Annotated in this window: 16 protein-coding genes; 14 read left to right on the top strand and 2 right to left on the bottom strand. The window is 65.9% G+C overall.

From position 1 onward, the window contains the following. Positions 1–141: 141 nt before the first annotated feature. On the top strand, positions 142–756 hold the full coding sequence (locus MVF76_RS10210; RefSeq protein ID WP_297528763.1) for a class I SAM-dependent methyltransferase: 615 nt from the start codon (positions 142–144) through the stop codon (positions 754–756). Between the two features lie 156 nt (positions 757–912). Here the strand turns inward: MVF76_RS10210 and MVF76_RS10205 are convergent, their stop codons facing one another. Both MVF76_RS10205 and purE read right to left on the bottom strand, forming a co-directional pair. Then, on the bottom strand, positions 913–2,034 hold the full coding sequence (locus MVF76_RS10205) for a 5-(carboxyamino)imidazole ribonucleotide synthase (protein WP_297528883.1): 1,122 nt from the start codon (positions 2,032–2,034) through the stop codon (positions 913–915). Beyond that, the gene (gene purE / locus MVF76_RS10200) at positions 2,034–2,528 is read right to left on the bottom strand and encodes a 5-(carboxyamino)imidazole ribonucleotide mutase (protein WP_297528761.1); all 495 of its coding nucleotides are present in this window, start codon (positions 2,526–2,528) and stop codon (positions 2,034–2,036) included. Before purE ends, MVF76_RS10205 begins: the two co-directional genes overlap by 1 nt. A 373-nt stretch (positions 2,529–2,901) precedes the next feature. Between purE and MVF76_RS10195 the strand changes: the two genes are divergently transcribed. From MVF76_RS10195 to MVF76_RS10135, 13 genes are all read left to right on the top strand, one after another. Continuing rightward, entirely contained in the window at positions 2,902–3,792 is an 891-nt protein-coding gene (locus MVF76_RS10195) for a phosphoribosylaminoimidazolesuccinocarboxamide synthase (protein WP_297528759.1), read from the top strand. A gap of 111 nt (positions 3,793–3,903) precedes the next feature. Next, positions 3,904–4,317 (top strand): hypothetical protein, encoded by a 414-nt coding sequence (locus MVF76_RS10190; RefSeq protein ID WP_297528757.1) that lies wholly within the window; start codon positions 3,904–3,906, stop codon positions 4,315–4,317. A gap of 55 nt (positions 4,318–4,372) precedes the next feature. Beyond that, the gene (locus tag MVF76_RS10185) at positions 4,373–5,638 is read left to right on the top strand and encodes a TolC family protein (protein ID WP_297528755.1); all 1,266 of its coding nucleotides are present in this window, start codon (positions 4,373–4,375) and stop codon (positions 5,636–5,638) included. Then, entirely contained in the window at positions 5,635–7,341 is a 1,707-nt protein-coding gene (locus MVF76_RS10180; protein WP_297528753.1) for an efflux RND transporter periplasmic adaptor subunit, read from the top strand. Before MVF76_RS10185 ends, MVF76_RS10180 begins: the two co-directional genes overlap by 4 nt. Positions 7,342–7,352: 11 nt before the next feature. After that, positions 7,353–10,511: an efflux RND transporter permease subunit gene (locus MVF76_RS10175; RefSeq protein ID WP_297528751.1), complete on the top strand. Its 3,159-nt coding sequence runs from the start codon at positions 7,353–7,355 to the stop codon at positions 10,509–10,511. Next, positions 10,508–10,975, top strand: coding sequence for a c-type cytochrome (locus MVF76_RS10170; RefSeq protein ID WP_297528749.1), 468 nt, complete (start codon positions 10,508–10,510; stop codon positions 10,973–10,975). The genes MVF76_RS10175 and MVF76_RS10170 overlap by 4 nt, the downstream gene beginning before the upstream one ends. A gap of 41 nt (positions 10,976–11,016) precedes the next feature. Further along, positions 11,017–11,316 (top strand): HvfA family oxazolone/thioamide-modified RiPP metallophore, encoded by a 300-nt coding sequence (locus MVF76_RS10165; protein ID WP_297528747.1) that lies wholly within the window; start codon positions 11,017–11,019, stop codon positions 11,314–11,316. A 172-nt stretch (positions 11,317–11,488) separates the two neighbouring features. After that, the gene (locus MVF76_RS10160) at positions 11,489–11,884 is read left to right on the top strand and encodes a hypothetical protein (protein WP_297528745.1); all 396 of its coding nucleotides are present in this window, start codon (positions 11,489–11,491) and stop codon (positions 11,882–11,884) included. Positions 11,885–12,040: 156 nt separating this feature from the next. Then, complete coding sequence (locus tag MVF76_RS10155) at positions 12,041–13,288, top strand: porin (protein ID WP_297528743.1); 1,248 nt, start codon at positions 12,041–12,043, stop codon at positions 13,286–13,288. Between the two features lie 11 nt (positions 13,289–13,299). Beyond that, positions 13,300–13,587, top strand: a complete 288-nt coding sequence (locus MVF76_RS10150; RefSeq protein WP_297528741.1) for a c-type cytochrome — start codon at positions 13,300–13,302, stop codon at positions 13,585–13,587. Positions 13,588–13,611: 24 nt separating this feature from the next. After that, positions 13,612–13,851 (top strand): glutaredoxin family protein, encoded by a 240-nt coding sequence (locus MVF76_RS10145; protein WP_297528739.1) that lies wholly within the window; start codon positions 13,612–13,614, stop codon positions 13,849–13,851. A gap of 29 nt (positions 13,852–13,880) precedes the next feature. Beyond that, complete coding sequence (locus MVF76_RS10140) at positions 13,881–14,306, top strand: hypothetical protein (protein WP_297528737.1); 426 nt, start codon at positions 13,881–13,883, stop codon at positions 14,304–14,306. Positions 14,307–14,485: 179 nt separating this feature from the next. Continuing rightward, a complete protein-coding gene (locus MVF76_RS10135; protein WP_297528735.1) occupies positions 14,486–15,148 on the top strand; it encodes a DsbA family oxidoreductase in 663 nt (220 codons plus the stop codon). Positions 15,149–15,159 lie beyond the last annotated feature (11 nt).

Genomic DNA, 15,159 nt, shown 5'->3' with positions numbered 1-15,159 from the left:
GACAGCAGCCACAAACCACAGTGTCCTGGAGGCATTCTGGCACCAACGCCGGACAAGGTGCACCATTGGAACCGGGCAACGGGGGAGGACATTCATGTCGGTCGAGACGGAAATGGTGGCGGGGGCTGCGGAGTCGGCAGGGTGAGTGACGGGGGCGGCTGCGGCGGGCTGTCCGAGCCGGCCATCGCGCGGCTGCGCGAGGACCGGGTGTTCAGCGAAACCCTGCGCGGGCAGCGGCTGGAATTCCATGCCACCTGGGGCCTGTTCTCGCCCCGTGAAATTGATGCCGGAACCCGCCTGCTGCTCGACCACCTGGAGGTCGACCCCTCGGACCGCTGCCTGGATCTCGGCTGCGGCTATGGCGCGCTGGGCCTGACCCTGGCGCGGCTGGCGCCGCGTGGCGAGGTGCTGATGGTGGACAAGGATTTCGTCGCCGTCGACTATGCCAACGCCAATGCCGAACGCAACGGTATCCGCAATGCCCGCGCAATGCTGAGCAACGGCTTCGACCAGGTGCCCGAGGCGCCGCTCGATCTGGTGGTTTCCAATGTGCCGGCCAAGGTGGGCCGGGAGCTGTTGACCCTGATGCTGCATGACGCCTGCCGGCGCATGGTGCCCGGCGGTCGCATCTGGCTGGTCTCCATCACCGGCCTGCGGCGGCTGTTCGAGCGCGAGCTGAAGAACATCTTCGGCAACTACGACAAGGTCAAGCAGGGCCGCCAGTACACGGTGGCCATGGCGCGCAAGGAGGGATGAAGGCCGTGCCCGTCAACCGGACCGGCGGGGCAGGACGCCGACTACAGGGAGCATGGCGTTGCAAGGCGCACGCCCCAAATCCCCCGCTGCCCTCTGCGCCTCGCTATTCTCCGCGTTTGGTGCCGCGCTGTCGTAAAGGACAGCGCGGGACGTATTTCACAACTCGGCGCGAATCCGTTCCGCGATTCCGATGGCCTGGTCGAGGTCGGGTGCAAGCACGTTGAAGTGCCCCATCTTGCGGCCCGGCCGGGCGTGGCGCTTGCCGTACAGGTGCAGCTTGGCCTGCGGCTGGCGGAACAGCCGTTCCCAGCGCGGCGCGCGATCTGCCCAGAGGTCGCCGAGCAGATTCACCATCACCACCGGTGACAGCAGCAGGCTGTCGCCCGGCGGCAGCCCGCACAGGCAGCGTACCTGCTGTTCGAACTGGGAGGTGAGACTCGCATCCAGCGTGTAGTGACCGCTGTTGTGCGGGCGCGGGGCGATCTCGTTGATCAGCAGCGCACCCTGCGCAGTGATGAAGAATTCCACCGCCATCACGCCGCAGTAGCCGAGGCCGTCGGCCAGGCGGGCGGCCATGTCCACGGCCTCGTCCGCCGTCTCCTGGCGAATGCGCGCCGGGACCAGGGTGGTGTCCAGGATGCCGCCGACATGGTGGTTCTCGCCCACCGGGTAGACGGCCGTCTCGCCATCCAGGCCCCGGGCCAGGATCACCGACACCTCGGCGGCCAGCTCGACCCGTTCCTCGAGCACGCAGGGCGGGTTGCCGAACTGCCCGAAGGCCGCCAGCGCCTCGTCCAGGGTATTGACCTCCATCTGGCCCTTGCCGTCGTAGCCCAGTCGCGCGGTCTTGAGCAGCATGGGCGGTTCGAGTTCGGAGAAGCCCTGCTCGATGTCGCCGGCCTCGTACACGGCCACGAAGGGTGCGGTGGCCAGGTCGTGGTCGCGGACGAAACTCTTTTCGGCGATCCGGTCCTGGGCGATGCGCACCGCCTCGGCACCGGGGCGTACCGGACAGTGCCGGGCGAGGAAATCCAGGCTCTCGGCGGGCACGTTCTCGAACTCTGTGGTGACGGCCGCGCATTCGTCGCCCAGCATCTGCAGCGCGGCGTGATCGCGGTAGTCGGCGGCGATGTGCTGGTCTGCCAGCATGCCGGCCGGGCTGTGGGGGTCCGGGTCGAGCACGGCGACACGATAGCCCATGGCGTGGGCGGCCAGGGTGAACATGCGGCCGAGCTGGCCGCCGCCGAGCACACCCAGGGTCGCGTCGGGCAGGATCATCATGCCGGCGGCAGGGTCATGTCATGGACCATCTGTTCGAGTTCGGCACGGTAGGCCGCCAGCCGCTCGGCCAGCGCTGCATCCTCGACCGCCAGCAGGCTGGCCGCGAACAGGCCGGCATTGGCCGCTCCGGCCTCGCCGATGGCGAAGGTCGCGACCGGGATACCCTTCGGCATCTGTACGATGGACAGCAGCGAGTCGGTGCCCTTGAGGTAGCGCGAGGGCACCGGCACGCCCAGCACCGGCAGCGTGGTCTTGGCGGCCAGCATGCCGGGCAGATGGGCGGCGCCGCCGGCGCCGGCGATGATGCAGGCCAGGCCGCGTTCGCGGGCGCTGGCCGCGTACTCGAACAGCAGATCGGGGGTGCGGTGGGCGGAGACCACGCGGGCCTCGTGCGGGATGTCGAAGCGTTCCAGCATCTGCACGGCCTGTTCCATCACCGGCCAGTCGCTGTTGCTGCCCATCACCACGCCGACCCTGGGCGTCTTGTTCATCGTTTCAACCCGTTGTTCCGAAAACGGAAACGCTGAATGATACCATGGCGCGGTGTCCGGGGTAATCGGCCCCTCCTCCGCAGGGCCGGAATCCGGGGCAACGCCAGGAGGCAGCGGGCGTAGGATGGGCAAAGCCGCGCAGCGGCGTGCCCATCATGCATGCAGAGCGGCCCGATGATGGGCACGGCCTTGCAGGCCTTTGCCCATCCTACGGTTCTGAGCAGAATATATTTCAAGGTTCTGCGGCCTCTGCGCCTCGGTGCGCTCCGCGTTCGGACACCGTGGCCCGGGAAGTTCCGCCGATGCCCGCTTCCGCCCCGGTGGAAGATGCGGGTTAGAATACGCATCCCCTTCCGCCCGGTGAGTGAGAGCCATGCTGGATGTCCTGTACGAAACCCGGATCGACAGCCTGCCGCTGCTGGCGCGCGGCAAGGTTCGGGATATATATAAGGTAGGCGAGGACCACCTGCTGATGGTCACCACCGACCGGCTGTCGGCCTTCGACGTGGTGCTGCCGGACCCGATACCGGGCAAGGGCGCGGTGCTCACGGCCATCTCCCGCTTCTGGTTCGAGCGGCTGCGGGACAGAGTGCCCAATCATCTCGCCGCGCTGACGCTGGAGGAAGTCCTTCCCGACCCGGAGGCGCGCGCCCAGGTCGAGGGCCGCGCCATGATCGTGCGCCGTCTCAAGGCATTGCCGGTGGAGGCCATCGTGCGCGGTTACCTGATCGGTTCGGGCTGGAAGGACTATCAGGCCACAGGCTCGGTGTGCGGCATCCGGCTGCCCCCCGGCCTGCGGCAGGCCGATCGCCTGCCGGAACCCCTGTTCACGCCCTCGACCAAGGCCGCGGTCGGCGACCACGATATCAACATCGACTACGCCGAGACCGAGCGCCTGCTCGGGTCGGAGCTGGCCGCCCAGGTGCGGGAGGTCAGCCTTGCCATCTACGCCGATGCCGCCGAGTATGCCCGCGAGCGCGGCATCATCATTGCCGACACCAAGTTCGAGTTCGGCCTCGACGAGGACGGCCGCCTGGTGCTGATCGACGAGGTGCTCACGCCCGACTCCTCCCGCTTCTGGCCTGCCGACCAGTACCGGCCCGGCATCAGTCCGCCCAGCTTCGACAAGCAGTTCGTGCGCGACTACCTGGAGACGCTGGACTGGGACAAGACGCCGCCGGGGCCGCGGCTGCCGCCCGAGATCATCCGGCGCACCGCCGAGAAGTATCGCGAGGCGCAGCGGCGCCTGACCGGGCAGGGCTGAGCAGTGCCTTGCCCTCTGGTGCATATGCGGGCTGGCCCTCGGGATTCTAATGCGGACAGGATGGGCGTACACTGGAGGGAACTTTCCGTTCCTGGACGGGACAAAACTGCTATGCATCGTCTTCGGCAACATCGGCACTGGCTCGCGCGCAGTCTGTTCGGCGTGCTGCTGCTCGGCTGGCTGTCAGCCGTCGCCGGCGTATGCCAGGCCATGTCGGTATCGGAAACCGATGCGCGTGGCGGTCATGTGATGGAACACCGCCATGATGCCCCCGCGATGCAGCATGGCTGTTGCGAGGAATCTGCCGACCCCTGTCTGCACGCCGGCTGCGTGCTCAAGCCGGCCGCGTCGACGGCCGAGCCGCAGCTGCTGGCGGCGGCCAACCTTCTGACGATCGTGCCACGGCAGTTCGAACCTGCCGTCACCGCGCCGCACCCGGTCGTGCGAGGCGCCCCGGTCTGTGCCGACCGGTCTCCGCCCTCCCGTCCTCCCCTGCATTTGCAATACTGCGTCTTCCTGGATTAGACCGGACTCCTGATCGGCCCCGTACCTTCTGCGGTTTGCTCGAAAGGAGAAAGGCATGTCCATTCCACGGGGGCTGCGCGCCCCGACCCTGATCGTCTGCATGGCACTGGCCGCTTCGCTGCGTGCGGAGGTGCCGGTGCTCGAACTGGCCGAGGCCGAGCGCCTGGCGCTGGAACATGACGTCAGCGCCGCCGGCCTCGAGGCCCGCGCGCGCGCCTTGCGCGAGGCGGCGGTAGCCGCCGGCCAGTTGCCCGATCCTCGGGTGAAACTGGGCCTCATGAATCTGCCCACCGACAGTTTCAGTCGCAGCCAGGAGGCCATGACCCAGTTGCAGGTTGGTGTGCAGCAGGCCTTCCCGCCGGGCCGCACCCTGGCGTTGCGCGAGGCCCGTACCCGGGTTCTGTCCGAGGCCAGCGCCGCGCGCGCTGCGGACCAGCGCCTGCGCGTGCAACGTGACCTGCGACTGGCCTGGCTGGATGTCTGGTACCAGGTGGCCGCGGGCCGGATCGTGGACGAAAGCCGGGAACTCTTCCGACAACTGTTGGAGGTCACCCGTGCCCACTATGCTGCCGGGCGACGCAACCAGCAGGACGTGTTGCGCGCCAGTGTCGAGCTGGGCCTGCTCGATGATCGCCGCACCCGCATTCGCACCGCGGAGGAAACGGCGCGCGCGGCGCTGGCCCGGTTGATCGGTCCGCAGGCCGCGCGCGACCTGCCGGCCATGTTGCCGGTGTTCTCGCCGCCGCCACCGCTCGCGGAGCTGCGCGCGCGGCTCGACGAGCATCCGCTGCTGATCGCTGCCGGGCGCCGGGTCGAGGCCGGGGAACTGGATACCGACATCGCCCGCCAGAAGTACAAGCCGGGCTGGATGGTCGATGTCACCTATGGCGACCGCGTCGGCAACAATCCCAACGGCTCGGATCGCGCCGATTTCCTCTCTGCCATGGTGTCGCTGGACGTGCCGCTGTTCACCGGCAAGCGCCAGGACCGTGTGCTGGCCGCGCGCCGCGAGGCGCTGGCAGCGGAGCGCCTGTCGCGCGAGGATCTGCTGCGCGATCTGACCCGTCGTCTGGAGGCGGTCTGGGCGGAATGGCAGCGCCTGGACGAACGCGTGCAACTGTATGACCGGAAGGTGGTGCCCGAGGCGATCCAGAATGCCGAGGCCTCGTTGACTGCCTACCAGAACGATGTCACCGATTTCACCGGGCTGATGCGTGCCCGGCTCACCGAACTCGACAGCCGCCTGATGGCCCTCAAGCTGCGTGTGGACCGCGCCCGTGCCGCCGTCCGGCTGCTCTATCTCAAGGGGGAAAGATCATGAAGGTCAGCAACTGGATGGGCGCCGCGGTCCTGTTGGCGGCCGGAGTCGGCATCGGCATGTATCTGCAGCCGGCGGGCGGCCCCGACGGTGGCGGCGAGTCCGCTGAAGGCAACGCCGCGGCCGAAGGCGAGCGCGAGATCCTCTACTGGGTCGCGCCCATGGACCCCAACTACCGCCGCGACAAGCCCGGCAAGTCGCCCATGGGCATGGATCTGGTGCCCGTGTACGCGGACGAGGCGGGCGCGGGCGATGTCGTCAAGATCGACCCCGCAGTGGTACAGAACCTCGGCGTGCGCACCACAAAGGTGGAACGCGGGCGGCTGTGGCGGATGATCAAGACCGTCGGTTACGTCGACTACGACGAACGACGGATCAGTCATGTGCATCTGCGGACCGACGGCTGGATCGATCGCCTGTATGTCAAGTCCGACGGCGAGCGGGTGAAAAAGGGACAGGTGCTGTTCGAGGTCTATTCCCGCGACCTGGTCAACGCCCAGGAGGAATACCTCCAGGCCCACCGCGCCAACAGCGAATACCTGGTCCGCGCCTCGCGCGAGCGCCTGATCGCGCTGGGCATGGCGCCCGACCAGATCCGCGAGATCGCGCGAACAGGGCGCGCCGCGCAACTGGTGCGGGTGCGTGCCAGCCAGGATGGCATCGTTGCCAATCTGCGCGTGCGCGAGGGCATGTATGTGACGCCGAAGACGGAGGTGATGACGCTCGCGGACCTCTCCAGCGTCTGGTTGCTGGTCGACGTGTTCGAGCGCCAGGCCAATTGGGTGGCGGCCGGCCAGCCGGCCGAGGTAAGCCTGCCCTATCTGCCGGGAAGGGTCTGGGAGGGCGAGGTCGAGTTTGTCTACCCCACCGTCGACCCCAAGAGTCGTACCCTGCGCGCACGCCTGCGCTTCGACAACCCCGACGAGGCGCTCAAGCCGCAGATGTACGCCAATGCGCGCGTCTATGCCGGTCCGAAGGACGATGTGCTGATGATCCCGCGCGAGGCACTGATCCGCACCGGCGACATGGAGCGGGTTATCATCGCGCTCGGCGAAGGCAAGTTTACCGCCCGCGAGGTACGGGCCGGCATGGAGTCGGGCGACTGGGTGGAGATCCTCGCCGGCCTCGATGAAGGCGAGACGGTGGTGACCTCCGGCCAGTTCCTGATCGATTCCGAGGCCAGCATCAAGGGCAGCATCCAGCGCTTGCAAGGTGGGGACGCGCGGGCGGCACAGGACGGCCCGGTCACCGGACAGGGCCGGGTCGAGGCAGTGGACGCCGCCAGTGGCAAGCTGAACCTGACTCACGAGCCCATCGAGGCGCTGGGCTGGCCGGCGATGACCATGGACTTCCTGGTGGCCGAGGGCGTGGACATCACCGGGCTCGAAGCCGGCGAGGAAATCCACTTCACCCTCGAGCAACAGGACTCGGGCTGGGTCATCACCCAGATCCATCGCATGGGCGAGCCGCAACCGGTTACCGGTATGGGCGCCGTCGAGGCCGTGATGGCCGAGGCGCGCAAGCTCACCCTGGCGCACGAGCCCATCGAGGCGCTGGGCTGGCCGGCGATGACCATGGACTTCGCGCTGACGGACACGGCGAGCCTGGAGGGCCTGCAAGCGGGTCAGCGCGTCTATTTCACGCTGGTACCGGGCGATGACGGGGTTTATCGCATCGACAGCATCCAGGTGCTTGGCGGCGAGTAGCGGGGGCGGACATGATCGCAAACATCATTCGCTGGTCGATCGGCAACCGCTTCCTGGTGCTGCTGCTGACCCTGATTCTCACCGGCTGGGGTATCTATGCCGTCAAGGTGACGCCGCTGGATGCCATCCCGGACCTGTCCGACGTGCAGGTGATCATCAAGGCCTCCTATCCCGGCCAGGCGCCGCAGGTGGTCGAGGATCAGGTGACCTACCCGCTGACCACCACCATGCTGTCGGTGCCCAAGGCAACAGTGGTACGTGGCTATTCCTTCTTCGGGGACTCGTATGTGTACATCCTGTTCGAGGATGGCACCGACCTGTACTGGGCGCGGTCCCGGGTGCTGGAATACCTCAGCCAGGTGCAGAGCCGGCTGCCGGCCGCCGCCACGCCGGCACTGGGACCGGATGCCACCGGTGTCGGCTGGGTGTTCGAGTACGCGCTGGTGGACCGCACCGGAACGCACGATCTCGCCCAGCTCCGCAGCCTGCAGGACTGGTTCATGAAGTACGAACTGCAAACCGTGCCCGGCGTGGCCGAGGTCGCCACCGTCGGTGGTATGGTCAAACAGTACCAGGTGGTCGTCGATCCCGACCGCCTGCGTGCCTATGGCCTGCCGCTGGCCAAGGTGAAGCGGGCTATCCAGCGCGCCAACCAGGAGGTCGGCGGCTCGGTGATCGAAATGGCCGAGGCCGAGTACATGGTGCGTGCCACGGGTTACATCCAGGGCATCGAAGACCTGAAGAAGATACCGCTTGGGCTGAACCGGCACGGTACGCCGGTACGCCTGGAGGACGTCGCCGAAATCCGCCTGGGTCCGCAACTGCGGCGCGGCATTGCCGAACTCGATGGCGAGGGCGAAGTGGTGGGCGGCGTGGTGATCATGCGCTGGGGAGAAAACGCACTGGCCACCATCCACGGGGTCAAGGAACGGCTGGCCGAACTCCAGCGCAGTCTGCCGGAGGGCGTGGAGATTGTCGCTACCTACGACCGCTCCAGCCTGATCGAACGCGCCGTCAAGACCCTGCAGGGCAAGCTGATCGAGGAATTCCTGGTCGTGGCTCTGGTCTGTGCCGTGTTCCTGTTCCACATGCGCTCGGCCCTGGTGGCCATCATCAGTCTACCGATCGGCATCCTGGTGGCCTTCATCGTCATGCACGCCCAGGGCATCAATGCCAATATCATGTCCCTGGGTGGCATCGCCATCGCCATCGGCGCCATGGTCGATGCGGCCATTGTCATGATCGAGAATGTGCACAAGCACTTCGAGCACGAACGGGTCACCGACGAGAACCGTTGGGAGATTATCGCCAGGGCCTCGGCCGAGGTGGGTCCGGCGCTGTTCTTCTCCCTGCTCATCATCACCCTGAGCTTCCTGCCGGTGTTCACACTGGAAGCCCAGGAAGGCCGCCTGTTCGCGCCGTTGGCCTTCACCAAGACCTACGCCATGGCGGCGGCGGCCGGCCTGTCCATTACCCTGGTACCGGTGCTCATGGGTTACTTCATCCGCGGACGCATCGTCTCCGAAGACAAGAACCCCGTGAACCGTCTACTGATCGCCGGCTACCGCCCGCTGATCGATTGGGTGCTGCGCATGCCCTGGATCGTGATTCTGGCAGCGGTGCTGGCAACAGCCTCCATGGTCTGGCCGCTGGCCGGCTGGTATCCGCTCAAGGACAAGATCGGATCCGAGTTCATGCCGCCACTGGACGAGGGCGACCTGCTCTACATGCCCACCACCTTCCCGGCACTGTCCATAGGCAAGGCCCAACAGATCCTGCAGCAGACCAACAAGCTCATCATGTCAGTGCCCGAGGTGGAACGCGCGTTCGGCAAGATCGGCCGCGCCGAGACGGCCACCGACCCGGCGCCGCTGACCATGATCGAGACCACCATCCTGCTCAAGCCGCACGAGGAATGGCGCGAGGGCATGACCATCGAGAAGATCAAGGAAGAACTCAACCGGGTAGTCAAGGTGCCCAGCCTGGCCAATACCTGGACGCCGCCGATCAAGACCCGCATTGATATGCTGGCCACCGGCATCAAGACGCCCGTGGGCATCAAGATCGCCGGTCCCGACCTGGCCGTGATCCAGGAGATTGGCGAAAAGATCGAGAATGTGGTCAAGGCAATTCCGGGTACGGTGAGCGCCTTTTCCGAGCGCGTCGCCGGCGGCCGCTATGCCATGGTCGAGATTGATCGCGAGGCGGCCTCGCGCTACGGGCTCAACATTGCTGACATACAGGAGGTGGTAAGCACCGCGGTGGGCGGCATGAAGGTGACCGAGTCGATCGAAGGCCTGGAACGTTATCCGGTCAACCTGCGCTATCCGCGTGATGTGCGTGATTCGGTGGAAAAGCTCAAGGCGCTGCCTGTCGTTACGCCCGGCGGCCAGCATATCGCCCTCGAGGACGTGGCCAGGATCTATGTCACCGAGGGTCCGGGGCTGATCAAGAGTGAGAATGCGCGTCCCAACGGCTGGATCTACGTGGACATCGCCGGCCGGGATCTTGGTTCCTATGTGGAGGAGGCCAAGGCAGCGGTGGCCGCCATGGTCGATCTGCCGCCGGGCTATTCCATCGGCTGGTCCGGGCAGTACGAGTACATGGAACGCGCCAAGGAGCGACTCTCGCTGGTGGTGCCGGTCACCATCGCCATCATAGTGCTGCTGCTGTACCTGAATTTCCGGCGCATGGCGGAGGTGTTGATCATCATGGCTACCCTGCCGATGGCGCTGGTCGGCGGTATCTGGCTGATGTACTGGTTGCACTACGAGATGTCGGTGGCCGTGGGTGTGGGTTTCATCGCGCTGGCCGGCGTGGCGGTCGAGATCGGTGTGGTGATGCTGGTCTATCTCAACCAGGCCTACCGCCGTCACCACGAGAGGGCGCTGGAGGAGCGGCGTGTCGTGGACATGAACGAGCTGCGCCAGGCGGTGATCGAGGGTGCCCTGCTGCGTATCCGTCCGATCATGATGACGGTGGCGGCGATCATCGCCGGTCTGTTGCCCATCATGCTCGGCGGCGGCACCGGGTCGGAGGTGATGCGCCGCATCGCCGCGCCCATGGTCGGCGGCATGGTCAGCGCCACCATCCTGACGCTGCTGGTGATCCCGGCGGCCTTCCTGATCTGGCGCGGCTGGACCATCCGCCGCGGAGGTGGTGCGGCATGACAGCGAGACGCTTGCTGTCCCTTCTGGTGTTTCCGCTGCTGCTCGCGGGCTGCGAGCGGCCGGAGGAGGCCGGGGCCGTGGAGCCGCTGACGGCGAGCCAGGCGCCGCCCCGGGTCTATGACACCGCGGTGCTGGAGCGCGGACGCAACCTCTATGCACAGCACTGCGCGGCCTGCCACGGCGCCGATGCCGAGGGCGACCCGCAATGGCGCGAGCGGCGTCCGGACGGGCGCTTTCGGCCACCGCCGCTGAACGGCAGCGGTCACGCCTGGCACCATCCCTGGCGCCAATTGCACCAGATCGTCAAACACGGCCGCGATCCCCGCCAGAGCGACATGCCCGGCTGGGGCGACCGGCTGAGCGATGCCGACATCGACGCCATCCTGAGCTGGCTGCAATCGCTGTGGCCCGAGCCGGCCTACCAGGGCTGGTACCGGATCGACCAGAAGTCCCGCCGCCGCTGAGGCAGCGGGTTCCCCTTCACCCAAACTGACAAGAGTACACCATGAAATCCTCGATTTCCAACGAAACCCTCGTGCTCACCCTCGCGGGCCTGCTGGCCACCGGCGGCGCCCAGGCGGACACGCTGTTTTCCGCCGAACCAGTCGGACCGGCGATCCAGGTTGCGAGCGCCGACGGCGAGCGGGGCGACAGTTGCCATCACAACAAGGCCGGCAAGGCCGATGCGGATACCGCAGAGGCTGAAAAGGCCGAAAAGCCGGAAGCCATGAAGAGCATGCCGGAGGGCAAGTGCGGCACCGAACACATGAAGGCCAACGAGGGCAAATGCGGCGGGCATCACTGAGATCTTTCGCCGCGGGCCACGGAATATGCTCAGCGAGCGCTCTTGCATTATACTGCTTGTTTTGTGTGGGAATTGTTCGGCTTTTTCTTGACCGGGATCAAGACGGGCCTCGATCAGGGTGTTCATACTGCACCCATCGAGGTTGCGTCAGTCCAGGGAAAGTCCATCAGCCATGAACCCCCGCCGCCCATCGGCCATGACTCGTTTCCGGCACCTGCTGGTCACCTGGCTGGTCTGTGCGCTGGGCGTGCTGCCACTGGCTGGCTATGCCCAGCCCAGCCGGACCCAGACCGACGGGATGGCGAGCGTCGGCATGTCCGACTGCGACCATGTTGCTGAGGCGCGGGCGGAGGCCAGGCTGTCTTCTGACGCGAGCTGTTGCTGCTGTAACGTATTTTTCCATCAGAGCGACTGCGCCGGTGGCTGCACGTCCGCACATTTGAACACGGCCATGCCACCGCTGCCGCCGGCCACTTTTGCGCTGCCCCTGGTGCAGTGGGAAATCATTTTTGCGCGTCATCCTGACGGTTTTATCACTGCGCCGCCCTTCCATCCTCCAAAAGCTTGACCTCCGACGACCGCTCGCGGTCGCAAACAACCCCTGTACGGATCGGGTGCCCGTCACCCCGCGTCATGGATCGATGATTCCGGGCAGTGCCGGCCTTCCAGCCCTCGTGATCGGAATGCCCGACTGCCACGTCACCGGAAATCGGAGGAAACCGCAATGAAACACCTATTTCAGCATCACGCACGAACCCTGATTGCCGCGGCGGTCTCAGCGCTGCTGCCATTGTCCGCATCGGCCGCGACCGATGTCGAGGCGCTCAGGCAGCAGGTCGAGGCCTTGCAGCGGCAGCTACAGGCCATCCAGACCCAGCTCGAGGCCCAGCAGAAGGAGACCGCCGCCGTGAAGTCCGAGGTCAAGGACGTCACCAAGGTCCATTCCGAGTGGAAAAATGCCGCCTCGGTGGTGCACCTGGCCGGTTACGGTTCCGTCGGCTACACTGACAACGAGAATGCCCGGGGGCGTTTCGACCAGGTGCAGTTCTCGCCCATCTTTCATTACCAGTACAAGGACCTGATGATCCTCGAGTCGGAACTCGAGTTCTCCAACACCGCCGACGGCGAGACCGAGGTCGCGCTGGAATATCTCACCCTGGACCTGGTGCTCAACGACTATGCGATCCTGGTGGCAGGCAAGTTCCTGAGTCCCCTGGGCCAGTTCCGGCAGAACTTCCACCCGAGCTGGATCAACGAGCTGCCCTCCGCCCCGCCCGGATTCGGCCATGACGGCGCTGCCCCCGCATCGGACACCGGCCTGCAGGTACGCGGTGGCTTCCCGCTGGGAGACATGAGGGCCAACTATGCCCTCTATGTTGCCAACGGCCCCGAACTCGAGGCCGTGACCGAGGACGGCGAAGTGGAACTCGAAGGCATCATGGCCGAGGGGCGGACCCGTGATGCCGACGGCCAGAAGGTCTGGGGCGGGCGTTTCGGCCTGCTGCCCTCGAAGGATCTCGAACTGGGTCTTTCGCTGGCTTCCGGCAGGATTGCGGTCACCCGACTCGATGGGACCGATACCGCGACCCAACAGGCGGCGCGCGACTACCGTGTGCTGGGTGCCGACCTGAACTGGCACTGGGGCGCGCTCAACGTGCGCAGCGAGTACATCCGCAGCCATGTGGGTGCCGACAACTCGGGCGGGGCCACCGCAACGGGTTCGGCGACCTGGTCTTCATGGTATGCGCAGGCGGCCTACAAGCTTACCCCCAGCAAGTTCGAGGCGGTGCTCCGCTATACGGACTTCGACTCGCCTCACGCCTCCGAAGACCAGAAGCAATGGGCGGTCGGCCTGAACTACCTCTTTGCGCCCCAGGTGGTTGCCAAGATCGCCTACGAGTTCAACGACGGGCAGTCGGGCGCGCCGTCCGACGATGACAGCCTGATGGTGCAGATGGCCTACGGATTCTGAGGAGACACGAGATGAAAACCGAGATTCGAAACCTTGTCTTGGGCCTGGGCAGCCTGTTGATGGTGTCGGTATCGGCGCTGCCGGCGCTGGCCGCGGAGAACGTGAAGGACATGGAGGGCGATTTCGCGCGGGGTGCGCAGGTCTGGGTCAACAACTGTACACGTTGTCACAACGCCCGTGACCCCCGGGAATTCCGCGATGACCTGTGGCGGCCCATCGTCTTCCACATGCGCATCCGTGGTGGCCTGACAGGGCAGGACACCCGGGACGTATTGAAATTCCTGCAGGAGAGCAACTGAAGCCGAGAAAAAGGAGAGCCACGAATGAATGTGCAAGTCGTGTGTACCCGAAGTTGCAGCCACCGCCCCAATCTGGAGCGCGAGCTGCAGGATCTGGGCGTGCCCTACGAAGTCGTCTTCATCGAGGAGGCGCCGGAACTCGCCGAGCGTCTGGGCATCCGGCACTCCCCGAACATCGTGGTGGATGGCCGCCTGATGTATTCCGGTCAGCCCACCGAGTCCGAGTTGCGCCGGCTCGTTGCCGAGTCCGGCGCCGGGTCCTGAAACAAGGTGTCAGATCAAGGAGTGTGACGATGAAGCTGAAGCAGCTCGCATGGATTTCCCTGTTTGTCACGGCGCAGGCCTGGGCGGCCGGCATGGGTGGTGGCATGTCGGGCCGGATGATGTCCGGTCAGGATGCCGGCCGCACTGGCCACATGGCTGAAGGCATGGGCATGGAAGACCGGATGTCGCGCATGCAACAGCTCATGGACGAGGCCCGGACCACCCGCGACCCTGACCGCCACCGCCAGCTCATGCGCGAGCACATGGATCAGATGATGGAGGGCATGCGCATGATGGGAAATACAGACCGCGGCATGATGGGCGGCGACAAGGCATCCGGTGATGACATGATGGGTCGCATGGATGCAATGCAGAGGCGCATGGACATGATGCAGCACATGATGGAGCAGATGATGCAGCACCAGCGCGAGCAGATGCGCATGATGGAAGAGTAAGGTGCACGCCCGGCCCGCGCATCCTGCGGGCCGGGCACAAATGCGGAGACAAGTCATGCATGACGGAACGGCGGGATGGGGTTTCTGGGGCTGGAGCCATGGCGGCGGCTGGCTGCTGTTGATCCTGCTGATCGTGGTGGTCGTTCTGCTGCTGCGCAGAAACGGGGGCTGAGTCGGGGATGAAGCAGGTCGTCATCGACTACTTCACCGATGTGCTCTGCATCTGGGCCTATGGGGCCAGGCCCAGAATCGAGCAGTTGCGGGAAACCTTCGGTCCGCAGGTGAGGATACGGTTCCGCTATCTCCAGGTGTTTGCCGCTGCGCAGGGCCGCGTGCGCGCGCATGGGTATGGGGACGACGAGGGCTTCGAGAACTTCAGGGCGCATGTGCGCGGGATTGCGGCCGGCTGGCAGCACGTGGTGCTGAATCCCGCAGTCTGGGATAGCGTGCGGCCGGTCATCTCCGCCAATGCCCACCTTTATCTCAAGACCGCCCAGATCGTGACGTCTCCCGAGCAGGCGGAGCGGCTGGACTGGGCCGTGCGGGAGGCCTTCTTTGCCGAGGCCAGGGATGTGTCGGACTGTCGGGTGCTGGATGCCATTGCGCGCGAGCAGGGCCTTGCCGTGGAGCCTTTGCGGGAAGCGATGGAGTCCGGCGAGGCCCAGGCGGCACTGTTCCGGGATCTGTCCGATCGGGAACTACACGCGGTGCAGGGCAGTCCAACGATGGTGCTGAACGACGGGCGCCAGCGGCTGTACGGCAACCTCGGGTACAGCGTCATCGAAGCGAATGTTCGGGAGTTGCTTCGCAATCCCGCGGCCGGCGAGGCGAGCTGGTGCTGAATATAACGGTC

The organism is Thiohalobacter sp. (genome assembly GCF_027000115.1).
Lineage (GTDB): Bacteria > Pseudomonadota > Gammaproteobacteria > Thiohalobacterales > Thiohalobacteraceae > JALTON01.
This window is presented reverse-complemented; position numbering and strand designations above follow the sequence as displayed.